Source organism: Neorhizobium petrolearium (assembly GCF_017873175.1).
Lineage (GTDB): Bacteria > Pseudomonadota > Alphaproteobacteria > Rhizobiales > Rhizobiaceae > Neorhizobium > Neorhizobium petrolearium.
The window spans coordinates 83,540-109,072 of record NZ_JAGGJW010000003.1; the positions used below are offsets into that span (position 1 = coordinate 83,540).

Below are 25,533 nucleotides of genomic sequence, written 5' to 3' on the forward strand. Positions count from 1 at the left end.
AGGAAGCAGCAGGCGGCACGCCAAATGGGCATGCCGCCATTGCCATTTTAGTTCGTCTGCTTCACGCCGAGCGCGAAGGCATCGGCGAGGACCTTGTAGACGTCGCTCTGCTCCATGTAGCCCTTGAAGTTCTCCGAAGCGGGACCGGTTGCCTGCAGCACCACGTCATCGACCGTATGGGCGCCCGAGCTCGCATCCTTCGGCAGGTTGCCCTGGACGAAGACTGCGCCGGGAACATCCTTGTACGCTTCGTTCGCGACGTATTCCTTCTTGTCGTTCTGAACAGCCGGGCTGAACGGACCGTCGAGCTTCGGGCGGAAGGTCTCGTAATGGTCCGGATAGTTGCTGACGAACATGGCAAGACGCTTCGTCACGTCGACGCTGTCCGGAAAACCGTCCTTGTTGGCATCGACATAGTTCGGGAAGCCGCGCACGCCGACCTTCTCGCGCATTTCGGTTCCTTCAGCCTCATCGTCGATCATGCCCACAATGGTGATGCCATGCGTATGGTCGCCGGTCACGACGAGCAAGGTATCCGGGTTCCTGGCGACGAAATCCTTGGCCACGCCGACCGCCTGATCGAATTCGATCGTGTCGACTACCGCACGTTCGTTGTCGAGCGGATGCGTCATCTTGTCGATATTGGAGGCTTCGACCATCAGGAAGAAGCCTTCCGGGTTCTTCGATAGCTGATCGATCGCCGTCTTCGTCATGTCGACGAGGCCCGGCTGATTGGGAAATTTGCCGACGGTGCCCTTCTTGAGGAATTCCCGGTCGAGAGCCACATCCATGTTGCCGGTGTGGAAGAGGCCGAGGATCTTGTCCGCGTTCGTGGCGGCGGCCAGTTCGTTCTTGTCGGTCGCAAGCTTGTAGCCTGCATCCTGGAACATCTTGATATAGTCCTTGTCGTCCTTGCGCTTCGATCCATTCGTCGCCTGCGGAAGGAAGTAGGCGGATCCGCCACCAAGGATGACGTCCGGCCTCAGGTCGAACATCATGCCGACGATCTCTGCCTTGTCGTCGCGGCGGCGGGTATGCGACACGACGGCTGCCGGCGTTGCATCTTCGATTTCCGAGGTGGCGACGATACCGATCGACTTCTTCGTCTGGCGACGCAGCGCCTCGCCAATGGTCTCGACGCGGGGATCGTCCAAGGTATCTGCAGTGCGATCGGCGTAGACGCCGAGCGAATTGATGGCACCCTTGTGCCCGGTCATGTAGGCCGACATGGTATTGGCGCTGTCGGTGGTGATCGAGTCGGCTGCCGAGGTGCCGATGAAGGCCATGCGATCGAGGTCGTCCATATTGAGGCGGCCGTTCGCCTTGCCTTCCGTCATCCCCTTGGACATGAGGCGAGCGGCAGTCCGGTGCGCCACGGAAAGACCGTCGCCCAGCATGAAGATGATGTTCTTGGCCTTCGGGGTTGTCCCGGTGTTATAGACGTTCCAGGTAACGCTCTTCGTTTCGGAACCGGCGGAAACCTCAACCTTGTAGTCGCCTGCATTGGCAATCGTCAGATTGCGCAGGATGACGGCAGAGCCAGCAACCTTGTCCTTCACCTTCTCTTCGGCGACGAACTGGACATCCTTGCCGAGAGCGGCCTTGTAGTCCTGGCCATTGACGGTGATCTTGACGTCCTCCGGCTTCACGACGCTGCTGAACTCAACCTTGAAGTCGAAAGGGGAGCCGGCGAGGATCGTCGCACGATCCAGCGGATAGACGGTAGTGGCCTGGGCAGCACCGGCGAGTGCGGTCGAAACGACCAGAGCGGCAAAAAGCTTGCGCATAGTAAACCTCACGAAAAGTTCAAAAGGGAAGGCGAGGATTGCTATATCGGCGGCCCGTGACACGCACGTGACGTTATCGCCATATCGTTCGGCGGAACCGGACGAGCCCGTCCGACGCATCAGCGTGTCGATCAAAGGGTAACGGAGGAGAAGGCTGAAAATAGAAAAGCCTGGCGCGGGAGGAGGATGCGCCAGGCTTTAAACTTGATCGACAACTGGGAGGAGGATGTTGCCGATCCGTATCCAGCGACGCTGGGAGGAGGAGTGCGTCGCTCGATGACTGTTGATATAGGATAATCGATTAAGCGTGCCAATCCATTCTGTTGCAATGCAGCAATGCATTTAGCGCAAAGCTGAGCATTTGCTCAGGCTTGAACTTGTCGCTCGGCAACAGGCTTTTCGGTGGTCCGGGCCTTCGCCTCCCGAAGATGACGGTATCCTTGGCGAAAAACGTGGTCTATAGCGGATGGCCGAACACAGGCGACGGAGACGGACATGGCAGAGATTCGATATCATGAAGGCGATATTCCGGCAGCCGATGCAGCTCGCTACCCGGGTGCTATCGCGATCGATACGGAAACACTCGGCCTCGTTCCGCGCCGCGACCGGCTCTGTGTCGTGCAGCTTTCGCCGGGCGATGGCTCCGCCGACGTGATCCGCATCGCCGCAGGCCAAAGAGAAGCGCCGAACCTCGTCGCCATGCTTGCCGATCCATCCCGGCAGAAAATCTTCCACTACGGCCGTTTCGATATCGCCGTTCTCTTTCAAACATTCGGGGTGACCACGGCTCCTGCCTTCTGCACCAAAATCGCTTCGCGCCTGACACGTACCTATACCGACCGGCACGGCCTCAAGGACAACCTCAAGGAACTGCTCGATATCGACGTGTCCAAAGCGCAGCAGCAGTCCGACTGGGCTGCGGAGGTGCTCTCGCCGGCGCAGCTCGAATACGCCGCTTCCGACGTGCTGTACCTGCACGCACTGCGCGACAAGCTGAACGAGCGGCTCGTGCGCGACAACCGCCTCGAGTTCGCCCAGGCCTGTTTCGACTTCCTGCCGACCCGGGCAAAACTTGACCTGCTCGGTTGGGAAGAGACGGATATCTTCGCCCACAGCTGATGGACCGGCGTCTCCCAGAACGTCCTCCGACGCATGAGACGGGGCCTTATCTCGAACCGCTGCGCCTTCTCATTCGCGGGGCGCTCGCGCCACTTCCCTGGTGGCTTTCCGAGCTCATCCTTTTCGGGCTGAAACAGGCCTGGGCCTGCCTGTTCGCCGCGATCATGCTCACCCTGCTGCTTGTCACCAAGTTCGTCTGGCAGCCGGACTGGGCGCTTTACCGATACGATTTCCTGTTCATCGCCGCATTGGCAATCCAATTCCTCTTTCTGCGTTTCAGGATGGAAAGCTGGGACGAGGCCAAGGTTATCCTAGTCTATCACGTCACCGGCACCGTCATGGAAGTCTTCAAGGTGCATATGGGATCATGGGCCTATCCGGAACCCGCGATCATTCAGATCGCCGGCGTGCCGCTGTTTTCCGGCTTCATGTATGCCTCCGTCGGTTCCTTCATGGCCCGCACGATGCGCATCTTCGACATGCGTTTCACCCACTATCCGCCAATGTGGCTCACCGGATTGCTGGCGATCGTGATCTACGTCAATTTCTTCAGTCATCACTACCTGCCGGATCTGCGTTATTTTCTATTCGCAGCAACTGTCGTCGTCTTCCGGCGCGTCGATATCCATTTCACGACAGACCGGACGACACTGCGTATGCCGCTGGTCGTGGCAGCGTTCCTCTCATCCGCCTTCCTGTGGGTTGCGGAGAACATCGGCACGCTGACCGGGACCTGGATCTATCCGACGCAGAAGACCTGGCATGTGGTTTCATTCGGCAAGCTCGGATCCTGGTACATGCTTCTTTACGTCAGTTTTGTGCTGGTCACGCTGGTCCTCAAGCCGCGGCCTCCAACTCTCATTGGAACATGTCCTAATCAGCCGGCAATAACTCGTTAACCTTCGAAACCTATCGTCGCCTCCGGCATATCTCTCAATGAGACCGGATAATCGGGCATGTTGCTTCCAACACAGCAGACCTACGGACTTGCGGCGACCAACGTGATGCAATCGATGCTCGACAGCATCGAGGAACAGCGCAAGGAAGAGGAAGCCGAACGGTCCGGCAAGGAACGCGATCCAGTCGCGGACGCACGGATCAGCGCCAGCGAGGAGGCCAAGCGCGCCAGGGAGAAGATTACCTCCGCGCTGTTCGGCACCAACCGCACAGATCCCAACGAATTGAAGATCGATCTCATCGACCGCCTGGCCAAGAAACTCGGCCTCGATACCGATGAGGCCCGCTCAAACTATCGGCTGGGCGAAGCGCTCAAAGATCTGCTCAAGCCGATGGATATGACCCAGATCAGCAAGTTGGAGGAGGATCTCGGGCTCAAGGATATCGGCATCTCCATCAGGACGCTGCTGGCGGCAATCCAGAATCCCTACGGCGACGACAACCAGCGCCTGATGGACGCCTTCACCAAAAAGGCCAATGGCGGCAAGCTCGGCGCGGAAGTCGACCGCGTGGTCCAGCGGCTTGAGGACGTTGCCGATCCGAAGACCCTGGAAGAATTGAAGCTCGGCCCGCAGGGTTACGATCCCACCCGCGTCGAGGACGAGGAAACCCGCGCCGAGCGCCTAGAAGACATCGAGGCCGCGGAAGCCGGGAAGAAGCTCGAAGACGTCCAGAAGGTCCAAGACGTCATTGAGAAGACGAACAAAAATGACGGAACTGACGTGGGCGGCGACGGCAAAACCGACGCTGCTTCCGTCGACGCGCAGACGCTACTGAACGTGTTTGCCGCTGCGGCCGATCAGGTCGCTCATTCCGATTCGGCCGAGCCGGGCCGCGACACTCCGGCCGTCGACCAGGCACCCTCTGCGGAAGATCAGAACCGCACCAGCAAGGTCCTCGTTGCCGGCGAGGCGCCCGCGAGCGAATTTACTGCCGACGCCGTGGAAACGCTGGTCGAAGGCCAAGCAGTCGAGGAAACCACGGCCGGCGAAATCCTGCCGGTTCGCGTGGACGAGATCGGCATTTATGAATTGTTGAGAAAGAAGTTGGCCGCGTGATCCCGCAATAATCCGGGCAGTCCGCTGACTGTGCCGTCCAAGATCATTCTTCGCGCGCATGTTAGCGAGACGTTAACCTTTTTGCAGGAGATTGAATGCCAGCTATCGGCATTGGGAACGCCATGAGGCGTTACGGCCGCAACGCCGTTCCGTTGCGAAAACACACAATCGCGTGGCCGAACTGTCCTGTCGTCGCAATCAGACATGGAGCGGAAAATGCTGCCTCCGGTTCGTGCCACGTTAAGTTCATTCATTGAATACCAGAACCCGGCGCAGCAACTGGCCATGCGCCAGCGTATCACTGTCGCCAATAATTCCGCGAATGGCGAGACCATCGCTTCCCCGTCTCTGTCAGGCGGCAGGCTGGACATTCTCTCACTTTCGGCCCAGATCCAGCTCGCGCAGGGTGCCTCGATCTTCGCGGAGACCATCGGCAAACTGATCAGAGTTCCTCGCCGTGAGGGGGAAGCCCTGCTCGATTATGCCAGGCGTCTTTCGGAAGCAGTCAAAGCGATGAATCCGGCTGAACGCGCTGTGCTCGAGCGCATGCTCAATCAGCTCGTCAAGGGTGTTTCGCTGCGGCTGCTGGCCGAAATTCTCAACAATCCCGCAGGACCGGATGCGGCCCGGCTCGCCTTGCGGATGGAAACCGCTCAATTGCTCGACCGCGATCTCGCCGCCAAAGCGGTCGTCAGTTCCTATCGCCAGAACGCCGGGACTGAGCAGGTACTCAACCCGCCATCTCGACCTGCCAATTCCATCCCACTCCCGCCCGATCAGACTGTTGGAACGAACTTTTCGTCCGAGGCAGAGTCGATTGCGGCTTCGGCGCCGCCGTCAGATGACGCCGGCAGCATTCCAGCCGGTCAACGCGACAACATCGGTACGAAGGCCATCGGCAGCGGCGAAGCGTCAGCGCAGCAAGTCGCCGCGGCTTCCGTTGAGGCGGACGAGATACTTTCCGCTCCCGACTCGAGCATGCTCTCCACAGATACGGAAATCACAACCTCCGCATTGCCCGAGGAAAGCGCGCTACACGCGGAAAACAATGCTGAAGGCGAGGTCACCAAAGCGGCTACGATCGAGCAGGAGGTCGTGGCGGAAGTTGCCGAAGGCGACCGCCCCGATCTCTCCGCGCGCCCGGCGGATGAGATACCCGAAACCCCACCCACGGCAAGGCGCCACGAGAACGGGGAAAGGAACAGCGCACGCCCTGCTTCGGGGGAAGGCCGCGCCTCGGCTGCTATCTACGACGGCCCGGCACTCGCCCGTCTTTCGCAACGAAACCTCGAACAGACGCATCCTTCAATCATGTCGAACAAGGCGACGCCTGCAGCTACGGCCGAGTGGCTTGCCGAGGTCTTCGCGGAAGGCAACAGCGAACTCCTGGAACCGCTGCCACCCGCAGCGAAGCCTTTGCCGGAGCATCAGGAACTGGAGGAACGGGCCGACGGCCAATTCCCCTCAAGACCTGATCCGCTCACCAAAGAAGCCACAGCCGATCGTTTGCCGAGGCCTGCCGCGCCCCGCCTCTCGGAACCGGACATTCCGGTTCCGGCGGCCCGTCCGGCTCTCACCCAGGCGAATACAAGCGGCCAGCCCGCCAGTGCGTCGCAGCTCCCTGAACAATTCGCCCTCCCCCTGCCAATACCGCTGCGTGAGGGGATTCCCCTGCCCTTTGTCCCCTATCCGCCCGAAGAGCGGGAAAAGGACCCAGAAGAACGCAAGACGCGGGAAATATCAAAAACCGACGAGGATGGTGAACAGCAGCATTCGCCCGAGGGCCAGGCGTTTCACGAGAACAAGTCGACCGAGGATCAGGACGAGGAAACAGGCGAGGGCACGAGCGACGAAGATGCCGGCCGGGCCAACGATCTCTACTGGCGCATGGCCGGGTGGACCTGATCCTCGGGTTTCATCCCGAGAACGACAGTTGGAAGAGCATGAAAAAACCGCCGGACCTTCGATCCGGCGGTTTCAATTTCTGCAAGACGTCGATTACTCGGCGTTGTTGCGGTTCTTGAGAGCCGCACCGAGGATGTCGCCGAGCGAAGCACCCGAGTCGGACGAACCGAACTGAGCGACGGCTTCCTTCTCTTCCGCGATCTCGAGAGCCTTGATCGACAGCATGACCTTGCGGTCCTTCTTGGAGAAGTTGACGACGCGGGCATCGACGACCTGACCGACCGAGAAACGCTCCGGGCGCTGTTCGTCACGGTCGCGGGAAAGATCGGCGCGACGGATGAACGACGTGATGTCCTCGTGGTTGACGAGCTTCACTTCGATGCCGCCATCGTTGACGCCGATGACTTCGCAGGAAACGACGGCATTCTTGCGCAGATCGCCGGAAGCGGCTGCTTCGCCAACCGAGTCACGGCCGAGCTGCTTGATGCCGAGCGAGATGCGTTCCTTCTCGACGTCCACATCGAGAACGACGGCCTTGACGACGTCGCCCTTGTTATATTCCTCGATGACCTGCTCGCCCGGACGGTTCCAGTCGAGGTCGGAGAGGTGGACCATGCCGTCGACATCGCCCTCGAGGCCGATGAACAGACCGAACTCGGTCTTGTTCTTGACTTCGCCTTCGACTTCAGTACCGGCCGGGTGGCTGTAGGCGAATGCCTGCCACGGGTTTTCCAGCGTCTGCTTGAGGCCGAGCGATATACGGCGCTTGGACGGATCGACTTCGAGAACGACGACCTCGACTTCCTGGCTCGTGGAGAGGATCTTGCCGGGATGGACGTTCTTCTTGGTCCAGGACATTTCCGAAATGTGGATCAGGCCTTCGATGCCCGGCTCCAGTTCAACGAACGCACCGTAATCGGTGATGTTCGTAACGGTACCGGAAATCTTCTTGCCGACCGGATACTTGGCGGCAATGCCATCCCACGGATCCGACTCGAGCTGCTTCATGCCGAGCGAGATACGATGAGTTTCCTGGTTGATGCGGATGATCTGAACCTTGACCTGCTGGCCAATGGACAGGATTTCTGACGGATGGTTGACGCGGCGCCATGCCATGTCGGTGACGTGCAGCAGACCGTCGATGCCGCCGAGGTCGACGAACGCACCGTAATCGGTGATGTTCTTGACGACACCTTCGACAACCTGGCCTTCTTCCAGGTTCTGAACGATTTCAGAACGCTGCTCGGCGCGGGACTCTTCGAGAACCGTGCGGCGCGAAACCACGATGTTGCCGCGACGCTTGTCCATCTTGAGGATTTCGAAGGGCTGCGGGTTGTGCATGAGCGGGGTGACGTCGCGGATCGGACGGATGTCGACCTGCGAACGCGGCAGGAAGGCAACGGCGCCGTCGAGATCGACGGTGAAGCCACCCTTGACCTGGTTGAAGATGACGCCTTCGACGCGCTCGCCGGCCTCGAACTTGGCTTCGAGCTTGACCCAGCTTTCTTCGCGGCGCGCCTTCTCGCGAGAGAGAACCGCTTCGCCGAGAGCGTTTTCGATGCGCTCGACATAAACTTCGACTTCGTCGCCGACCTTCAGCGATCCGTCCTTGCCCTTGGCGCCGAATTCTTTCAGCGCGATGCGACCTTCGACCTTGAGGCCGACGTCAACAACCGCGACGTCCTTTTCGATCGCCGTCACAATGCCCTTGGCGACATAGCCTTCAGCAAGATCGGTCTTAGCGAAGGACTCTTCGAGGAGGGCTGCGAAGTCCTCCCGCGTGGGGTTAGATACTGCCATGAAATCTCCTAGAGTGCCTCTAAACAGGCACGTATGCGCCGGTGGTTCGTGTTGCACATGCCTGAGCATCAGGTCCGCCTCCTTTGTAGAGGACAATCCGGCGCGGGGACCGAGCGTCAAGCGGGTTCTCAAAGACGAAGCCGGCCGCAAACCGGCTCACATCGTCAAGTCGTCTTCAAGGCGGCGTCGATGATAACCTTCGCTGCCTGAAACGCGGCCTCTATACTCATTTCCGACGTATCAAGCAAGTACGCATCCTCGGCAGGCTTCAAAGGGCTATCGGCACGGCCCATATCCCGCTCGTCGCGCTTCTTCACGTCGGCGAAAATCGCCGCATAGTCGGCCACGCCGCCCTTGGCGAGAATCTCGTCATAACGACGTCTCGCCCTCACGTCCGGCGAAGCGGTCACATAGAGCTTCACCCGTGCATCCGGGCAGACGACCGTTCCGATATCCCGGCCATCCAGTACCGTTCCCGGCTCTCTTTGCGAAAAATCACGCTGGGCCTCGACCAATGCCCGGCGGACGGAAGGCATGACAGCAATTTTCGAGGCCGCCTCGCCGATCTCATGGCTGGACAATATATCGCGATCGAGTCCTGCCAATTCAACGCCTTTTGCCACTTTCTCGGCGACCTTTTCATCATCAAGCGGCAGGCCGGCATCGATCAACGCCTTTGCGGTGGCACGGTAAGTGAGGCCGGTGTCGAGATGGTGAAAGCCGTATTCTTCTGCGAGGCGGCGGGAAAGCGTCCCCTTGCCGGAGGCGGCGGGTCCGTCGATAGCGATGATCATTCCAGACGTCAATTTCCCAAACTCAAGCTTCGCGCGCTGCGCCATAATGACGGACGAGTTCCGCCATATCGTCCTGTCCGGGCATTTCATCAAGCCCTGCCGCAACGCCTTCACGATCGGCGACCGGGCGGTTTTGGCTCACCTTCCACTTGCCTTCGATCTCGGCGATCTCAATCTCCACGCCGACGATGCCCTTCAGTTGCGCGCGAATGAAGTCTTCCGGCGCATCGCCTACCGACCAGGGCAAGGCGCGCTTGCCCTCATGCTGATTGGTCATGGCGTTGATCTGGGCAAGCAGCCAATCGGCATCCTCCATAACCCGGGCCGGCCCTCTTGCCTGGACGATCGCGTAATTCCACGTCGGCACGACTTTGCCGGTCTCGCGCTTGGTCTGATACCATGAGGGCGTAACATAGAAATCCGCACCCTGGAAAACAGTGAGAACCGGCGCTCCGTCTCGGATATCCTTCCACTGGCCGTTCGCGCGGGCAAGATGCAGCCTCAGCGTTCCCTTTGCAGAGGCATCGGCATCCAGATGGAATGGTACCGGATTGGCAATGAGGCCGGTATTGCCGGAGGTGATCAAAAGGCCGAGTGAATGCGCGCGGATCAATGCATGCTGGGTGCCCAGGTCTTCTTCTCGAAAATGCGGCGGTTGATACATGGGCGGCTTCCTTCCATCCTGACGGGGTGACTATCATAAAGCTGCCGGACGGTCACCCGGGACGCGTTGATGCAATCCATGAAAGTTTGTCTTTGACATCACGGGGTACAAGCCTTAAGGGGACCGGCTTAGTTTTTCACCCAATAGAGCCGCTTTCCAAGCGGCGCGCCGATCTACTCGGCCATCCCTCATGAGGCTCTGACTGTGGCAAAAGCGGAACTCGGAACCAAACGCACCGATCCGGATACCGGCAAGAAGTTCTACGATCTGAACCGCGACCCGGTGGTCTCCCCCTATACCGGCAAGTCCTGGCCGCTCTCCTTCTTCGAAGAAAACAGCGTAGCTGTGAAGATGGAACAGGCCGAGGAAGAGGACGTCCAGGAAGTCGATACCGAAAATCCGGAAGTCGAACTCGTTTCGCTCGAAGAAGGCGACGAGGCCGCCGGCGGCGATGACCTGCCGGATATGGGCGACGACGACGTCGATCTCGGCGATGACGACGACGATACCTTCCTTCAAACCGACGAAGACGATGAAGACGACGATATGTCGGGCATTATCGGCGTCACCGGCGACGACGACGAAGTCTGATCGGATTCCACTTCAAGGCCCGGCAAGTCAATAAAAGTTGCCGGGCCGACAAATTTCGGCTTGCACTCTCCGAAAACCGGAAGTAATAAGCCGCCACTCCGCGAGGCGCAGCGCCCAGGAGTTTCCCAGGACCGGAAGATACCGGACCACCCTGATGGGGCTATAGCTCAGCTGGGAGAGCGCTTGCATGGCATGCAAGAGGTCAGCGGTTCGATCCCGCTTAGCTCCACCAAATCCCCCATGGGGACAATTTTATTAGACAAATCAAAGCATTACGGCAGGCGCTAATTTTCATTCTGACCAATCATTCTGACCAAGATTGGCTTAAGCCTGTATCTGATGCTGCTGCGGCAGCGAATCTGGGCGTCCAAGATTTGGTCGAAAGTCCCGCCCCCGTCCAATCTCTCAACATCTCCCATGTGCCATCTTTGAGGTTTACGCAGACGTAGACCGAATGCCCCCGGCGGTATTCCAATTCGAAGCTTGCCGTCTTGATGTGCATCTTTATGCGCCTCCATTCCTTCCGGTCGTGTCTTTGTCGCGATGCCGGTCGGCGGGTACCAGCTCAAGCAGAGCACTCTCTTCAAGTACCCTGAGATTATCCATGAGGTGATCCGGCGCGAGATGGGCATAAATGACCCCGTCCCCCTGCATCTGTAGGGGGTATTGCTCAATCGAGACCGACTGCATCTACATCTCACGCTCAGGCCACAAAGCCAGGGCCTTCTCGGTTCCTTCCGGGTCGTCCTTGATCCGATAGACCGTCTGCCGCGAAAGCCCACTGAGCTTGGCAATCTCGGAAATGCCCGTGTTCTTCCCCAAGAGGTCCCGAACGATAACGACCTGCTTCCTATCGAAGCTTGGTTTGCGCCCGCGATACGATCCATCGTCCTTTCCTTTCGCGTGGGCGATACCGGCCCGCTGGGCTTCCTTCGTGGCTTCCGCTTGAGCCTGAGCCGTTGCGGCCATGAAGGCAATCAGAGCGTCCCTTACGGCCATCTGCATCGGGTCCTTGGTACTGCCGTCGAATGTCATCCCGTTGATGATTGTTCGGACGATCACGCCCCGCGAGAGGAAGGTCTTGATGGTGTCCGTCACGTCCAAATAGTTGCGGCCAAGCCTATCGACCCACCGAACGACCAGCGTATCCCCGGCCCGCAGCATGTCGAAGAGCCGCTTGCCTTCCGGTCGCTCCCTCATAGGGACGCTCACTCCTGAGACGCCCTTGTCCGCGATGACGTGGTCGAAGGTAAAGCCAGCAGCTTCCGCTTGGGTGCGCTGGTGGTCGAGGGTCTGCTCCGTGGTCGAAACACGGGCGTAGAGGAAGGTGGCCATCGGCGGATCTCCATGTGTCCGAAAGGATATCGTCCGCATGAATAGATGTCCGAAAGACAAAGGTCAACCCTATCGGACGTATAAAGTGTCCGAAATCCGAAGTCCGCTGAGGTATGCCCTATTGGACAAAGAAAAGTGGATGTGGTGAATGCGCACCCCAATCACTCCAGAACGATGACCGTTAGCGTCCGCTTTCATATCCCCCGCCTCATCATCATCCGCCCCAAGATTGGAAGTGACAATTATCTGCGCGATGGGTTGATTTCGCTGCCGAACTCACATTGGTGCGGTGATCGACTTGGGATAGATCACCGACCGCCGACCGCATGGCGGATCGAAGGGGTACAGGGGGGGGGCCTCGCGCGTGCCGCTAATCCGATGGGGCGCTCAGATTTTTCTACCAAACATTTCGGTAAGAACTTCACTTCTCCATAAGGCGAAACCAATCGCGCACCGTGAGCCTCAACCTGAGTTGCTCATCCTCCGCAAGGGGGCAGCAGTGGGCGATGGGATTACGCAGCGCATTGAGACTAGCGAAGACCTTCTCGACGGCTTTCTTACTATTGAAGATGGAGCCGAATATTGGCCAATTCGAAGTGATGATCACAGAAAGCTCGCCGAAGGTAGTATAGTCCAATTCATTCTGCGAGCGTCTGCTCACTCCAGCGTCCATTTCTTTTCTCACACGCTGAGTGACCTCGTTACGGATCGTCTCAGGGACGTACATGTCCCACCAGTTGCTCGTAACAGGTTCGGCTTCAAACGTCTCTGCCACGAGCCGCCGAATGGAAGTTTCTAGGCTATAGAAGACCTCATAGTGCTTCGCCATTCTTGCGCCTTCAGCCCGAAGATCTGCATCGAGCTGCGGGTAGTATTCACTCTCCACCACGACTGCGGCTGGCGGAAGGTGGCCGAACGTGAAGTCAAACCTTCTTTCGAGCGATGTCAGGTCTTCTGCGATCATTTGGTTCGTCATGCCGAACGACTTAATCTTCTCCCAGACATCTCTATTCGCCATTTAGAAGGTGCTCTCTTAGGCTGCGGAAGATGGCGTTGAAGACCGCCTGATCAGCGGTTGCAGGTAGGTTCAGGTTTATCGTGTAAGAAAGGTTGAGCCCAAGGCCGCGCTCTGACGGCGGCGGCGGTGGGTAAGAAGGTGTAATGAAGCTTTCGCTGTCGTTGACAACTTCTGCGGCCTTGGATGGCGCATCAAAATCTGCATAGCTTCGAAGATTGCGAAAGGACGACACTGTTTGCCGAGCCACACTACTATCAGATGCAGCCCCCGTAACTTGGCAAACAAGGGAGTGAAGCTCTTTCTCGCTCAACTCATAGCAATATTCGTTTACGTCGAACAACTCCCGATATCCAAACTTAAGCGCTTCAGCTATTGCTTGACCCGCTGTCTGCGAGTTTCGGAACTTGTGGTACAATATCGAGGGCGAGCCATCCGAATTGACCAGCCCTATTTTCTTCAAAAAAGGAGGGACACTCGCTCCTGTGCCGCCTTTTATCTGGAGCTTGGTTTGGACGAAATCTTGCGTCACTCGCTCAGGGGTCGCAGCAGATTTAATCCTGTCGAGCGCAGTCTTGATCGTGCCAGGGGCTGACATATAAGGAAGACTAGCTGGCATTTTCCGATATCCTAAGGGCTAATACTCATCTGATTCGTAGTATAGTTAGTATACCTCTAGCCATTCAAGCTAGCCGCGTTGATTGTGAATACAGCTACCGCGATTTCCACGAGAGAATTGCGGTCTGTCCGCCTTATGATCACCTTCATGGTCGGCCCAGACGACGTCAAAATCACCTGTGGAAACTCTGCTACAACCCAAGGCTATCCGCGAGATACCCATCAGTCTTCACGAAATCGGCATCTAGGGGTAACGGCCAATGTCATTTATTGGCCTCGCGGATCATGTTTACCAACTCTGCCACCCGCTCCTTGAGGTCAAGGACGTTTAGGTCAGCGGGGCTTGAGCAAACGACCCGCGCGACCGCGACCTTATCAACGTTTTTCTCGATGTTATCCGTTGGTGGAGGGGTCTCAGCAGCAACCTTTCGCCTCTTCTTGGGTGCGTTACGTTCGAAATAAAGAGCGTGGTCATACTGACCGCCGAGGTGCGGGCCCTTATAGTTCAGCTCGTAAACCGAGCGGACTGCATCTTGCAACACGCCATGAGCAACGTAGTTCTCGATTTCCCGCCCTTTCGTGACCCAACATACGCCACGGTCTTTGCTCAGTTCATCGAGAAGGCGCTGCTTGGTGTCGTTGATCTTCTCTTGCGGACGAGCTTTGTCGCTGTCCATTATGATCGCGAGATTTCGATTTAAGGACCGTAGAGCAATAAATTCGCCGATTTCGTCAGAGTTGGCGTCGAGATGGCTTAAAAGGCGGCCCCCGTAGAACATGATGGAATAATGAATGCCTTCCACAAGATCAGCGTCCACCGCTGAAATCCAGTGCTTCACATAAATCCGGTCCGATGGCCCTTCGACCCACAGGACTGCGTTCGATTGAACAATGTCAGAAGCCCGATACCCCAAGTCCACGCAAACCTGATGCTTACCGCTCGGCAGAGTCGCTTCCGTGATCCGCGTTTGCTCGCCGTCGTTGGTGACATGAAAGATTGCCGCACCGGGGGTATCGATAAAGCTCGCAGAATGGGTTGCGATGAAATACTGATTGGTGGTGTATTCCCGAAGGTAGCGGATGAGTTTTCGCTGAAGTATAGGATGTAAATGAATTTCTGGTTCCTCTACGCAGAGAATTTGCCGCTCAGCAATAGTACAGAACGCAGCAATCATAATCACTTCGTGAATACCTGTGCCGAGTGAGGCCAATGGCAGAACCTTGTTATCCATGTGAACAAGGATGTGCTCGCGATTGTGCGGTATTTCGATGGTTGCCTCGTCGGCCCCCGTAACCTTCCGCAGAAACACGTTGATCTTCTCGAAGATATCCCGTTCATGCCGCTTGTCGTGGTCGGGGCTTTGGATTTCGGCCAACCGATCTATAAGGCCCCGCCCGCTCAAGTCAGACAAGGTTTCGCCCTTAGGACCAATTTGTCTCTTTGCTGGTATTAACTGCGGCGCGGGCAAGGCAATCTCCTGTGCAGCGACCAGCGCGTCGATTATCTGGGGAATCCAGTGCCTGTGCAGATCGCCGCTAGTCTGGCCCGTTAATTTATTCCAAAGTAGTTGCCACTCTCGCGCAAGGAGGGCGCTTGTAAGGATATTTTGGCTGCCATTCCAAGTGAACCGGATTGACCGATGTTCATTCGCCGCTTGGAGCCAAACCACCCCGGCATCGCTTAGAGCGGAAGCTACCCTGCGGATGAGTTGTTGCCCAACTTGCGCAAAGTCGTTGGATAGTTTTCGGCTGCCATGGCTGATAAATTGTTCAATCGGAACCCCAATGGACACCATGGTTTCGCCAGTCTTCTGCCCCCTGTACTGCTCAAGCGCTGATACAGAGGGAAGGTTTCTTCTTCCCTGCGATGGCAGATAGTTTGATAGGTAATTCAAGACAGTCGATTTGCCCGAATTGTTCGCGCCTATAAAGAAATTAAATTCTGTGAAATTTGACAGTTTCTGCGTCTCGGGACCAATACCTCGATAGAATTGAAGGGAAAGAGCATGTAAGAAGACTGGCATACGGGGGCCTCGAGCTTAAAGAGTCCCACGTATACTGGTTGCAATGATTAGGCCAGCCGAAGTTGCAGTATTGACGGGCGTAGCGAACATGTTTCATCGCCTCGATTGCGCTTCAACTGCTGTCGGCAGATTCACGGCCTCGACACATCCCCTCATCTGCTCCCGGGACGCGCCCTGCGTGTAAACTCCGAAGGTGATGTCCTTCTTTTTATCAGCCACGTGCCCCACGACATCCTTAATCGTCTCACGGGGCTGCTCAGCGTGTCGTGCTTGGGTGATAAACCAACGTCTCGCCGAATGGAAATTTACGAGGCTTCTACGCTTGCCGGGCCGAACGTCGTCCACTTCAAGGTGCTTGCGGTATCGGTTGAAGCGCTTCCCGAAGGTATCGCCGGGGTCGCGTTCCTCTGCCAGTTCATGGAATAGCCAGGATTTCGGTCCCTTCCCTTCGGTTCGTCGCGCAACGATCTCTTTGAGGTCGGGATGAATAGGCACCTTACGAGCGGCAGATCGCGTCTTGCCCTGCTGGATATCAAACACATCGTCATGAACCTCTTCAACCCAAAGGGTCAGCACCTCCGCCATGCGCATCCCCGACAAGGCCGAAATTCGTAATGCGTCTACAATCTGCTGTTGGTGGTCAACGTCCATACCTTCCGGGTAGTCAGAGTATAAGAGCGTCTTCAGTTCCTTTTCGGTAAATGGCCGTTCCGTCTCTCCGTCGCCGCGCTCGACCCTTCGCCGGTTGTTAGAAACCTCCTGCCCCAGCCACGGGTTATCTTCGACCTTGCCGGTGACGTGACCCCGCTTAATAAGGTATTCCCAATAGCCGCGAAGAGCCGTCATATGCTTCTTGGCCGTGCTGCGGTCCATCGGTTCGATGATCTCGGTGACGTACCGTCCCGCAGCCTTACGTGTGATGTCGGGAAGCCGAAGCTTCTCCACTGTACACCATCGAGTGAATTTGTTGATTAGCCCCCGGCGCTCATTGGTGGTCTTTGGAGCGAGCTTGATGGCCGTCAGATACGCCTCTAGGAAGTGGTCAACTGGATGGTCCCCCGCGATTGCCCGTTCGAACCTCTCACGCGCTTTTTCTCGGAGGCGGTCGGCTTCCACCTCTGCTGCATTTACGATGTCGTGCAAGGCATCGTAATCTCGCTCTTGCTGAGCTTCTTGTATCGCGGCCCTCGTCAGTGCGCCCCGAAGCTCGGCCCGTTCCTCTGCGGATGAGATGACCTCTCCCGCTTTCACGCGGGCGAACAGTTTGCGAACCTCGGTCTCCAGAACATCCCGCTTCGCCATCGCGATCTTAATGTCCCCCGTCTGGAGGCTCTCAAGGTACATCGTCTTTTTGCTGAAGTAGTCCCGGCAAGCCTCTGGGATAGCCAGCCGGAACCACCATGTTTGACCTCTAAGGTCGAGTAGACGCCGTGCGCCCTTGCTGCTTTTTCCTGCCATTCTGACCAACCATTCTGACCAATATCAGTGGCTGATTATCCCCGTTTTTAAGCAATTTCAAGGAGCTGTCAGGATAAAACTTCGATCCCGCTTAGCTCCACCAAATCTTTCCTCTCAATAAATTCCTTTCAGCGGGAATTGAAGCGCGCGCTTCAAGACAAAACCGTCACCTCATCAGCACGGAGTGCGAATGATCTGACGGCAGCCGGGACGTGGGCTTTCGGGAGGTTGCAACGCCACGCGACAGCCGCACCTTGCGCGACGCCTTCTCATCAAACTCGCGCTGTCGGGCGTATGCAAGGTTATTGGCTGCCATTTCATCGCGATAATGCTGCCGATGAGCATCAGCCATCTGCCTGATGACGACCGTAAATACGCCGGCCAGAACCGTGACGCAGGAAAGAATGACAAATAGAGCGGCCATAGGCGCCTCCTTGTCTCTTTGTAACGACAAGGCCGGCAGAAAGTTCGACAACGAGGGTCTGATCCCGCTCACATTGGTTCACATCATCTTGCGCACGGCACGAGCGCGGCGCTGCTCAAGCCAAGCTGCACCTTGAAGCGAGGCAAGTATGATGACCACCCCGACGACCACCCGAACCGCCGGCACCTCGTCGAAGAACACGTAACCGACGACCGTCACGAATACGATCGAGAGATAGCCGACCGGCGCCAACACGCTGGCATCGGCGATACGGTAGGCCCGCAGGAAGCAGTATTGTCCCAATTGGGCAAGAAAGCCGATGCCGAGCAGCGGAAGCCAGTCGAACGGAACCACCGGCTGCCATGTGAAGATGGCCGGCACGGCGGTGATGACGGCGAGGCCGACGGTGTAGAAGACCATCATCACGGTCGTGTTCTCGTCCCTCAGGGCGCGGGTCTGGATGATCGCCAGCGAGCCGAAGACAACCGACACCAGCACGACCAGGACCCCCGCATGGAAGCTCGACGTACCGGGCGCCATGACGATCAGAACGCCGGCGAACGCTATGGCCGCGCCCAGCCAGCGGATGCGGCTCACGGTCTCTCCAAGCATCGTCACCGCCATCGCCATGGTAATCAGTGGCCGGGAGAACCCGACCGCATTGACCATGGCAAGCGGCAGCATGGTGATCGCGAGGAAATTGCTGGTCAGCGCCACCGCATTGCAGGAAATGCGGCTGATATTGCGCCAGGGATGCCTGATGCGCACCATCTCCGCGCGATGGTGCCAGATGAGCGGCAGAATGAAGAAAAGTCCGATCATCGCGCGGATGAAGACGAGCTGGAACGCGGGATAGGTCGCTCCTTGCGCCTTGACCAGCGCCGTCATGCCGCCGGAAACCAGCGTCATGTCGAGCAGCAGCCAGCCGATACCGATGCGGGCGTTCGATACCCGCTCCTGGTCTGCTCCTATCGCCTCTTCCGTGCTCACGCCGGTTGCACGAGGTTCGCCATCAGCCGGAAGGCGCCGGGGACCAGCTTGTCGAGCTGGTGATGCAGCACGAGGCTCGTATGGGTGTGCCGCCCCCTGCCAATCGCACCTGAAATCAGCGCGCCTTTCAGCGGCTGTTCGTTGGCGTCATGCATGGCGAGCAGCGGTTCGTAGATGTCATCCCAGCGGGAAACGAAATAGAGCCCGCGCTCTTTGTCCCAGTCCTGCCAGTCCTCCGGACCGATGACATTCGGACCTTTCAAGAGGACATGGCCGGGCGCAAGCAGGGTGACCTCGGCGCGCGGATCGGTGACCCGCCAGCGCAGCGACGGCGAGCCGATCTCGATGCGGCGAACCGGTGTTTCGTCCGGATTCCAGCCGTCGGTCGGCCGGTGATAGAGGGTGACGAGATGGCCGCCGTCCTCGACGAAACGATGCAGGCGACCAGTCGCTGTGGCAAGATCCTTGCGAATGCCGAAGGCGAAAATGCCGACGACGATGGTGGTGAACCGCGAAAGATCGCCGGACAGCGCCTGCGCATCGAGTTCCGTGACGTCGAGCCCCATGCGGGTGAGCCACAGGCCGACGCGATCCGCTCCGCCGCCCACATAGCCAATGCGGGCGCCTTCCGGCAGTTTCAGGTCGAGCGACAGAATTTTCAGCGTCGCAGGCGCACGAAAGCTCGCGCGGCCGATATGCCTGTAGGCGATCGGCGTCACCTGGAAGGCAGGGTGGCCATCGACCTGCGGTTCGATTTCGACGAGGCCGGGCCGGGCGGCGTCGGTCGCGGACGCGATCCAGCCGCCGTCGGCCTTCTTCATCGTCCAGCCTGTCGGCGTCGTGAAGGATACCGGCGCGTTGACGCCGGAGATATCCGCCTTGACCAGCCATTCCGTCTGCTTGGTCCCGAGCGGGACCACCAGCGCATCCGGCGACAGGGTCAGCGATTGGGCCGGCACGACGGCGAAAGGCTCTTCGAGATCGAACGCACCAGTGACAGTTCGGCCGGCGATTTCGGCCGAGACCTTCACATGCGCATGGCCATTACCGCCCATTGCCGACCAGGCGGGAAGGTAAAGACCGGAAAGCGGCGCGTCGGAGGCGGCGGTCAGAGAGAAGACACGCTCACCACCAAGCGATTGGAGAGAGGAAGAAACGCCGGAAGGCAGAACCGCGAGGACATCGACCTTATGATCGCCGGCCCCCTCGCCGAGTTCGACCGCAAGCGCTGCAGCACCACCCGGCGAAATGACGGACGGATCCGCGTAGGCCCGCTCGAAGATTGCGGCCGCCTCCAGGATCGCCGCATCCACTTCCGTGCGCTTGCGGGCGATGCGATGCCCATGCAGGGCGTTGAAATCGTCCGGAGCGGATGCTGCGACGACATCCAGCTTGCCGGCCGCGTCCAGCAGTGCGGCAATGATCGCATCGCGATCCGGAAAGGCCGAAATGGCCACCGCAATTGCATTATCCGCCGATCGCAACGCATTCGCCGCATCGCCCGGAAGACCGGAAAAATCGGCAAGCGCTGAAAGCGAAGCCGGCAGGTTTTCGAGGACGGACCGTTCAGCCACCGAGCCGGCGGCGTAGAGCTTCAGGTGCAGTTCCCATTGCCGCTCCGGCCGTTTCGGCCAATGCCCCATGCCTTGGGAGGCATGGTAATAACGCGACCATTCACCGATCCGATCATAGTCTGCGCCGGTCGCAGGTTCGCGGCCTTCCGCCAGCACCGTCACGGTCGTATCCGGCGGCGGCACCTCGTCGTCGTAAGTGTCACCGCCTCCCGACCAGGCCGGCAGGTAGTATTTCGCGACCTGCCAGGGCCTCAGGCCCTCGGAGAAATGCTTCGGATAGGCATTGGGGTCGGCGGCGAGCGCGATCGCCGCCTCCGCGGCCCGCGTCATGGCGCGGTGATGGCCGTGCTGGCCCGGAACATCGAGGAATGTCGGAATGACAATATCCGGCCGCTCCTTGCGGTAGGCGCGCACCAGACGCTCCACCGTGCGGGTCTCGCCCCAGCGGATGAACGTGGCGTCGCCATCCTTGGAGAAACCGAAATCGTGGACCGGATCGGATGGACCATGGCCAAGCCAGGAAACATCCGAGTCAATCGCGCGGGCCGCCTCCTCCAACTCGCGGGAGCGCAGCACACCGAGCGGGCCGAGACGTTCGGGGCCGAGCGCATTCTGGCCTCCTTCGCCTCGCGTCGAACAGGCGATAATGACACGCATGCCGAGGCCGAGGCGAAACCAGGCAAGCATGCCGTTCTGCTCGTCGTCCGGGTGCGCCCCCGTGTTCATCATCGTGACCGTCGATTTCAGCCGCGAAAGCTTGCGATGGAGCCGGACGAGCGAGGGATCGGCCATCTGCCGTTCAATGCGTTCGCGGGCGGTCAGCATGAAATCTTCTCCCAATATGTCAGGCAGGAATATCGGCGAGCCCCGCAAGCGAAGTCTCGAGCTTGGGTGTCACCACGTCGAAAAGCGGAAGGGCCGCAGCGCCGAGCGCGGCCGTCAACTGGCCCGTCTTTCCACGCAGCACGCGCGGCAGGGCGCGCTGGCGGCGGCTGGCGACCGAGGTGGGCAGGTTATTGCCCAGGCGGGTGATGATATCGTCAATGACGGCATCCGGAAGCGCGCCGCCCAGGATCACCGTCTGCGGGTCAAGGATGTTTTCGAGCATCGCCACCATCGGGCCGAGATAGGTGGCAGCCTCGTCCACCCACTCCTCCACGACCGGATGATTTGCGGCATGAAGCCTCTCGATATCGGCGAACTCGCATTCCGGGATACCGGCGCGGCCAAGTTTCTCCTTCAGCACATAGACGGAGGCGTAACCTTCCAGGCATCCGAGCTGACCGCAGGAAGGGCAGGGCCTTCCCCGGGGAACGACGGTCACGTGGCCGATTTCGCCGGCATTGCCGAAGGCACCGCGATACGGCGCGCCGTCCTGAATGATCCCCAGCCCGATGCCGACGCCGAAGTAGATCATGCAGAAATTGGATATCGTCAGCCCCGCGCCGAACAGGCGTTCGCCGACGGCGGCAGCGGTTGCATCATTTTCGACCACGACCGTATGTCCGCAGGCCTCGCCCAGCGCCTGCGCCGCATCGAGCCCAGCCCACCCAGGAAGCGTGGTCGGACCGACCGACGTCATGCCGTCGATCTCGAAGGGACCCGGCATGACAACGCCGGTGCCAAGCAATTTCGACCCCACAGATTTCTCGACGGTCGAAAGTTCCGACGTAAAGGCCGAAAGAATATGCTCCGGTGTCGTGTCCTTAAGGGAAGTGATCCGCTTCTCCCTTAGCCTGCCAGACAGATCGAGGGCGACAGTGACCATGCGGTCGGCAGCGATTTCCACGCCGATCGTCGCGCCACCCTCCGGATTCACCGCAAACTGGATGGGCGGCTGGCCGCGCCCGGAACGCAGGCGCCCCATCTCCATCAGCAGGCCCTCGCCCACCAGCTCGTCGACGATATTGGCGACGGCCTGAGGAGTAAGCTGCGTGATCTTGGCGATGTGGGCGCGACCAAGCGAGCCGTGCCGGCGCACCACGTCCAGCACGACGCGACGGTTGTGATCGCGGCTTCGTTCAGGGTTCTTCCCGATGGCCACCGGGTGCGTGCCGATCGTGTGTATCGTCATGTCGCCAACCTTCCGTTGCCGCGATTCATAGCTCCGGGAAACGGGTTCTCGCAATAGAATAATTCAAGTAAATTATCTTATTGACAAACAGGCTCAGTCGGGGAACCGTAAGGAGAGGGCTGGGGCAAAGGGGTCGCAGCACTTCAAACGGGAGGCATCGAAGTGGTCCTTCCGGAAACCAAAAACGCATCGGACCGCACAATGCAGCCGAATGCAGGGAACAATCAAACCCCAAGACCGGCGGACCCGGCGGGGCAAATGGAGGCTCACATGCGCAAGGCAACCTTGTTCGCCGGTCTCGTCGCCGGCTTCAGCACGTTCGCATTCAACGCCGCGCAGGCGGTCGAAATCGAATACTGGCAATATGTGTTCGATACGCGCGTGAAGGCGATGGATCAGCTTATCGCCGAGTTCCAGAAGGCCAATCCGGATATCACCGTCAAGCAGGTCACCTTCCCCTATGCCGATTACCAGACCCGCGTGATCGCCGCCAACATGTCCGGCAACGGCCCGGACGTCATGCAGCTCTTCTATGGCTGGCTTGACAAGTTTGCGGCCGGCGGCATCCTGCAGCCGCTGCCGACCGACGCCTTCCCGCATGACAAGATCGAGAGCGAGTTCTTCCCGATCGTGACCGCGATGAAGCGTGGCGACGACTACTACGGACTACCGACGGCCGTGCGCTCGCTCGCCCTTTTCTACAACAAGAAGCTCTTCACCGAGGCCGGCCTCGACCCGAACAACCCGCCGAAGACGCTCGACGAATATGTCGCTGCGGCCGAGAAGATCGCTAAGCACGATGCCGCGGGCAACCTGACGGTGGCCGGCTCCACGCTCGACATGGGCGGCCAGGACCACCAATGGTGGCGCGAGGTGCTGATCCGCCAGTTCGGCGGCGTTCCCTATACCGACAACGACCAGAAGGTTGCCTATGACAGCGAGGCCGGCATCATGGCGCTGAAATTCTACACGAGCCTGCAGCTTGAAAAGAAGATCGGTCAGGCCGGATTCATGGACGAAGGCCAGGCTGCCTTCCGCGGCGGCAAGGCCGGCATGACGATCGACGGCACGTTCCGCCTCGGCTCCTTCCGGACCATCAAGGATTTCGAATGGGGCGTGACCGAACTGCCCGCCAATGCCGAGGGCGTGCGCTCCAACTACGCCAGCTATTTCGCCAATGGCATCGGCGCCAAGACCACGGGCGAGGAACTCGAAGCCTCCAAGAAATTCCTGGCCTATATCTCCTCTCCGGCAGCCATGGACATCTGGCTGAAGACGGTCGGCGAACTGCCGGCACGCCGTTCCGCCGCTCTCACCGAAGCGAACCTCAAGGATCCGATCTACGGACCATTCCTCAAGGGCCTGGAATACGCCCATACCACGCTGTTCCTGGATGAAGCCGCCCAGCGCCAGAATGCCATCGACATGGCAAACCGCGTGCTGCTCGAAGGCCAATCCGTCGAGGATTCCATCAAGCAGGCGGCTGAGGCCGAGCAGGAAATCATCGACTCGGCCAAGCCGTAATCCCTGGAGCCGGCCATGGCATCGATCGAACAGCAGGGGACGGCATCCGGCCGTCCCGGCGGATCTCCAGGGATATCCTTTGGGGACCGCCTTTCCATGCGGACGAAGCGGCTTCTCTGGGTCTGGGGATTCCTGTTTCTGCCGATCCTCTTCTATGCGGTCATCCGCTTCTATCCCACCGCGCAAGCCTTCTGGCTGTCCTTCACCAACTGGGACCTGCTCCGCCCGGCGAAATTCATCGGGATCGCCAATTACACCAAGCTGTTCAAGGACCCGCAGTTCTGGAAGGTGTTCCGGAATACCTTCACCTACCTGATCATCGGCACGCCGATCAGCCTCGTGCTCTCCTTCACGATCGCCTTCTTTCTCGACCGCGTGCGCTTCATGCACGGCTTCATCCGGGCGCTCTATTTCCTGCCCTATCTCACGACCGCCGCGGCCATGGCCTGGGTCTGGCGCTGGTTCTACCAGCCGCCGCCGATCGGCATCATCAACGACGTGTTCGGCATGCTCGGCATTCCGCAGCAGCCCTTCATCCGCTCCGTGGATCAGGCGCTCTATTCGATCATGGTCACCGCCATCTGGGCGGGTCTCGGCTTCCAGATCATCATCTTCATGGCCGGGCTTCGCGCCATTCCGACCACCTTCTACGAGGCCGCCCGTATCGACGGCCTCGGCGAATGGGCGATCCTGCGCAAGATCACCCTGCCGCTCCTCAAACCCACGACCGTATTCCTGGTGGTCTTCTCTTCGATCGGCTTCCTGCGCATCTTCGACCAGGTCTACAACATGACCACCAACGACCCCGGCGGGCCGCTCGGGTCGACCAAGCCGCTGGTGCTGATGATCTACCAGACAGCCTTCAACTCCTATGCCATGGGCTATGCCGCGGCGCAGACGGTGGTGCTCTTCTCCATCCTGCTTGTTGTCTCGCTGCTGCAGCTCTTCATCCTGAGGGAAAAGAAATGAGCGACGCTGCACCCGTCTCCCCGCCGCTCTACAAGGCCGATCTGCGCCCCGGCAGGATCATCGCCTGGACAGTGCTCTTCATCGGCGGGCTGATCATGGTCTCGCCGCTCGCCTTCATGTTCTCCACCTCGCTGAAGACGGCCGATCAAGTCTACGACCTGCGCCTCATCCCCGCCGCACCAACGCTCGCCAACTATATCGCGGTGCTGGCGGACGGGCGCTTCATGCGCTGGTTCTTCAACTCGATGCTGGTCGCCACGATCGTCACGCTGTCCAACTGTTTCTTCGATAGCCTGGTCGGCTATACGCTCGCCAAGTTCGAGTTCCGCGGCCGCTATTTCATCTTCCTGGCGATCCTCTCGACGCTGATGATCCCGACCGAGATGCTGGTCATCCCGTGGTACCTGATGTCGAGCCAGCTCGGCTGGCTGGACAGCTACTGGGGCATCATGTTCCCCGGCATGATGACCGCCTTCGGCACCTTCCTCATGAAGCAGTTCTTCGAGACGGTGCCGAACGACTTCATCGAGGCGGCGCGCGTCGACGGTCTCAACGAGTTCCAGATCTGGTGGAAGGTCGCCATGCCGCTCGTCACGCCGGCGCTCTCGGCGCTCGCCATCTTCACCTTCCTCGGCAACTGGACGGCCTTCTTCTGGCCGCTGATCGTCACCACCAGCAAGGAACTCTATACGCTACCGGTCGGGCTTTCGAGCTTTGCCGTGGAGCAGCAGATCCAGTGGGAAATGATCATGACGGGGGCGGCGATCGCCACCATTCCCACGCTCATCGTCTTCCTCGTCCTGCAGCGCTACATCGTCCGCGGCGTCATGCTGGCGGGCCTGAAAGGATAATG

At 59.1% G+C, this 25,533-nt stretch carries 21 protein-coding genes and 1 tRNA gene; 9 read left to right on the plus strand and 13 right to left on the minus strand.

Annotated elements, in window-relative coordinates; genetic code table 11:
• Positions 1–47: 47 nt before the first annotated feature.
• Entirely contained in the window at positions 48–1,787 is a 1,740-nt protein-coding gene (locus tag J2046_RS06640) for an alkaline phosphatase (protein WP_210050419.1), read from the minus strand.
• A 495-nt stretch (positions 1,788–2,282) separates the two neighbouring features.
• Here J2046_RS06640 and J2046_RS06645 point away from each other — a divergent pair, with 495 nt between their 5' ends.
• From J2046_RS06645 to J2046_RS06660, 4 genes are all read left to right on the plus strand, one after another.
• Entirely contained in the window at positions 2,283–2,906 is a 624-nt protein-coding gene (locus J2046_RS06645) for a ribonuclease D (RefSeq protein WP_210050420.1), read from the plus strand.
• Positions 2,906–3,805 carry a DUF817 domain-containing protein gene (locus J2046_RS06650; RefSeq protein WP_210050421.1) on the plus strand — a complete coding sequence of 300 codons (900 nt, stop codon included), beginning with the start codon at positions 2,906–2,908 and terminating at the stop codon, positions 3,803–3,805. The genes J2046_RS06645 and J2046_RS06650 overlap by 1 nt, the downstream gene beginning before the upstream one ends.
• A 57-nt stretch (positions 3,806–3,862) precedes the next feature.
• A complete protein-coding gene (locus J2046_RS06655; RefSeq protein ID WP_210050422.1) occupies positions 3,863–4,921 on the plus strand; it encodes a hypothetical protein in 1,059 nt (352 codons plus the stop codon).
• A 216-nt stretch (positions 4,922–5,137) separates the two neighbouring features.
• Entirely contained in the window at positions 5,138–6,826 is a 1,689-nt protein-coding gene (locus tag J2046_RS06660; protein WP_210050423.1) for a prolipoprotein diacylglyceryl transferase, read from the plus strand.
• Between the two features lie 93 nt (positions 6,827–6,919).
• Here J2046_RS06660 and rpsA read toward each other — a convergent pair whose 3' ends face one another.
• The 3 genes from rpsA to J2046_RS06675 all read right to left on the minus strand — a co-directional run bounded on the left by rpsA (position 6,920) and on the right by J2046_RS06675 (position 10,084).
• Positions 6,920–8,626 carry a 30S ribosomal protein S1 gene (gene rpsA, locus J2046_RS06665; RefSeq protein WP_210050424.1) on the minus strand — a complete coding sequence of 569 codons (1,707 nt, stop codon included), beginning with the start codon at positions 8,624–8,626 and terminating at the stop codon, positions 6,920–6,922.
• Positions 8,627–8,790: 164 nt separating this feature from the next.
• Complete coding sequence (gene cmk, locus J2046_RS06670) at positions 8,791–9,420, minus strand: (d)CMP kinase (RefSeq protein WP_210050425.1); 630 nt, start codon at positions 9,418–9,420, stop codon at positions 8,791–8,793.
• A gap of 22 nt (positions 9,421–9,442) precedes the next feature.
• The gene (locus J2046_RS06675; RefSeq protein ID WP_210050427.1) at positions 9,443–10,084 is read right to left on the minus strand and encodes an FMN-binding negative transcriptional regulator; all 642 of its coding nucleotides are present in this window, start codon (positions 10,082–10,084) and stop codon (positions 9,443–9,445) included.
• A gap of 204 nt (positions 10,085–10,288) precedes the next feature.
• Between J2046_RS06675 and J2046_RS06680 the strand changes: the two genes are divergently transcribed.
• Together J2046_RS06680 and J2046_RS06685 are read left to right on the plus strand one after the other, a co-directional pair.
• Positions 10,289–10,675, plus strand: coding sequence for a TIGR02300 family protein (locus J2046_RS06680; protein ID WP_210050429.1), 387 nt, complete (start codon positions 10,289–10,291; stop codon positions 10,673–10,675).
• Between the two features lie 156 nt (positions 10,676–10,831).
• Positions 10,832–10,907 (plus strand) — tRNA-Ala (locus J2046_RS06685).
• Between the two features lie 458 nt (positions 10,908–11,365).
• Here J2046_RS06685 and J2046_RS06690 read toward each other — a convergent pair.
• From J2046_RS06690 to J2046_RS06730, 9 genes are all read right to left on the minus strand, one after another.
• Entirely contained in the window at positions 11,366–12,010 is a 645-nt protein-coding gene (locus tag J2046_RS06690) for a recombinase family protein (RefSeq protein WP_210050430.1), read from the minus strand.
• A gap of 421 nt (positions 12,011–12,431) precedes the next feature.
• Positions 12,432–13,028 carry a Swt1 family HEPN domain-containing protein gene (locus J2046_RS06695; protein ID WP_210050432.1) on the minus strand — a complete coding sequence of 199 codons (597 nt, stop codon included), beginning with the start codon at positions 13,026–13,028 and terminating at the stop codon, positions 12,432–12,434.
• Positions 13,018–13,644 carry a DUF5343 domain-containing protein gene (locus J2046_RS06700; RefSeq protein ID WP_210050434.1) on the minus strand — a complete coding sequence of 209 codons (627 nt, stop codon included), beginning with the start codon at positions 13,642–13,644 and terminating at the stop codon, positions 13,018–13,020. Before J2046_RS06700 ends, J2046_RS06695 begins: the two co-directional genes overlap by 11 nt.
• A 262-nt stretch (positions 13,645–13,906) precedes the next feature.
• Positions 13,907–15,667 (minus strand): AAA family ATPase, encoded by a 1,761-nt coding sequence (locus J2046_RS06705; RefSeq protein WP_210050436.1) that lies wholly within the window; start codon positions 15,665–15,667, stop codon positions 13,907–13,909.
• Between the two features lie 93 nt (positions 15,668–15,760).
• A complete protein-coding gene (locus tag J2046_RS06710) occupies positions 15,761–17,125 on the minus strand; it encodes a tyrosine-type recombinase/integrase (RefSeq protein WP_210050437.1) in 1,365 nt (454 codons plus the stop codon).
• A 166-nt stretch (positions 17,126–17,291) separates the two neighbouring features.
• Complete coding sequence (locus J2046_RS06715) at positions 17,292–17,600, minus strand: hypothetical protein (protein WP_210050438.1); 309 nt, start codon at positions 17,598–17,600, stop codon at positions 17,292–17,294.
• 27 nt (positions 17,601–17,627) lie between these two features.
• The gene (locus J2046_RS06720; protein WP_325169728.1) at positions 17,628–18,539 is read right to left on the minus strand and encodes a DMT family transporter; all 912 of its coding nucleotides are present in this window, start codon (positions 18,537–18,539) and stop codon (positions 17,628–17,630) included.
• The gene (locus J2046_RS06725; protein ID WP_210050439.1) at positions 18,536–20,938 is read right to left on the minus strand and encodes a PIG-L family deacetylase; all 2,403 of its coding nucleotides are present in this window, start codon (positions 20,936–20,938) and stop codon (positions 18,536–18,538) included. Before J2046_RS06725 ends, J2046_RS06720 begins: the two co-directional genes overlap by 4 nt.
• 19 nt (positions 20,939–20,957) lie before the next feature.
• The gene (locus tag J2046_RS06730; RefSeq protein ID WP_210050440.1) at positions 20,958–22,187 is read right to left on the minus strand and encodes an ROK family protein; all 1,230 of its coding nucleotides are present in this window, start codon (positions 22,185–22,187) and stop codon (positions 20,958–20,960) included.
• Positions 22,188–22,445: 258 nt separating this feature from the next.
• Here J2046_RS06730 and J2046_RS06735 point away from each other — a divergent pair, with 258 nt between their 5' ends.
• From J2046_RS06735 to J2046_RS06745, 3 genes are read left to right on the plus strand one after another with little or no spacing between them, the layout of a single operon-like run.
• Positions 22,446–23,711, plus strand: a complete 1,266-nt coding sequence (locus J2046_RS06735) for an extracellular solute-binding protein (protein ID WP_210050441.1) — start codon at positions 22,446–22,448, stop codon at positions 23,709–23,711.
• 15 nt (positions 23,712–23,726) lie between these two features.
• Complete coding sequence (locus tag J2046_RS06740) at positions 23,727–24,680, plus strand: carbohydrate ABC transporter permease (RefSeq protein WP_210050442.1); 954 nt, start codon at positions 23,727–23,729, stop codon at positions 24,678–24,680.
• Positions 24,677–25,531, plus strand: a complete 855-nt coding sequence (locus J2046_RS06745; protein ID WP_210050444.1) for a carbohydrate ABC transporter permease — start codon at positions 24,677–24,679, stop codon at positions 25,529–25,531. Before J2046_RS06740 ends, J2046_RS06745 begins: the two co-directional genes overlap by 4 nt.
• Positions 25,532–25,533 lie beyond the last annotated feature (2 nt).

Coding starts and splice junctions, on each gene's coding strand:
- J2046_RS06640 (WP_210050419.1), bottom strand. CDS start 1,787: ATGCGCAAGCTTTTTGCCGCTCTGGTCGTTTCGACCGCACTCGCCGGT.
- J2046_RS06645 (WP_210050420.1), top strand. CDS start 2,283: ATGGCAGAGATTCGATATCATGAAGGCGATATTCCGGCAGCCGATGCA.
- J2046_RS06650 (WP_210050421.1), top strand. CDS start 2,906: ATGGACCGGCGTCTCCCAGAACGTCCTCCGACGCATGAGACGGGGCCT.
- J2046_RS06655 (WP_210050422.1), top strand. CDS start 3,863: ATGTTGCTTCCAACACAGCAGACCTACGGACTTGCGGCGACCAACGTG.
- J2046_RS06660 (WP_210050423.1), top strand. CDS start 5,138: ATGCTGCCTCCGGTTCGTGCCACGTTAAGTTCATTCATTGAATACCAG.
- rpsA (WP_210050424.1), bottom strand. CDS start 8,626: ATGGCAGTATCTAACCCCACGCGGGAGGACTTCGCAGCCCTCCTCGAA.
- cmk (WP_210050425.1), bottom strand. CDS start 9,420: ATGATCATCGCTATCGACGGACCCGCCGCCTCCGGCAAGGGGACGCTT.
- J2046_RS06675 (WP_210050427.1), bottom strand. CDS start 10,084: ATGTATCAACCGCCGCATTTTCGAGAAGAAGACCTGGGCACCCAGCAT.
- J2046_RS06690 (WP_210050430.1), bottom strand. CDS start 12,010: ATGGCCACCTTCCTCTACGCCCGTGTTTCGACCACGGAGCAGACCCTC.
- J2046_RS06695 (WP_210050432.1), bottom strand. CDS start 13,028: ATGGCGAATAGAGATGTCTGGGAGAAGATTAAGTCGTTCGGCATGACG.
- J2046_RS06700 (WP_210050434.1), bottom strand. CDS start 13,644: ATGCCAGCTAGTCTTCCTTATATGTCAGCCCCTGGCACGATCAAGACT.
- J2046_RS06705 (WP_210050436.1), bottom strand. CDS start 15,667: ATGCCAGTCTTCTTACATGCTCTTTCCCTTCAATTCTATCGAGGTATT.
- J2046_RS06710 (WP_210050437.1), bottom strand. CDS start 17,125: ATGGCAGGAAAAAGCAGCAAGGGCGCACGGCGTCTACTCGACCTTAGA.
- J2046_RS06725 (WP_210050439.1), bottom strand. CDS start 20,938: ATGCTGACCGCCCGCGAACGCATTGAACGGCAGATGGCCGATCCCTCG.
- J2046_RS06730 (WP_210050440.1), bottom strand. CDS start 22,187: ATGACGATACACACGATCGGCACGCACCCGGTGGCCATCGGGAAGAAC.
- J2046_RS06735 (WP_210050441.1), top strand. CDS start 22,446: ATGGAGGCTCACATGCGCAAGGCAACCTTGTTCGCCGGTCTCGTCGCC.
- J2046_RS06740 (WP_210050442.1), top strand. CDS start 23,727: ATGGCATCGATCGAACAGCAGGGGACGGCATCCGGCCGTCCCGGCGGA.
- J2046_RS06745 (WP_210050444.1), top strand. CDS start 24,677: ATGAGCGACGCTGCACCCGTCTCCCCGCCGCTCTACAAGGCCGATCTG.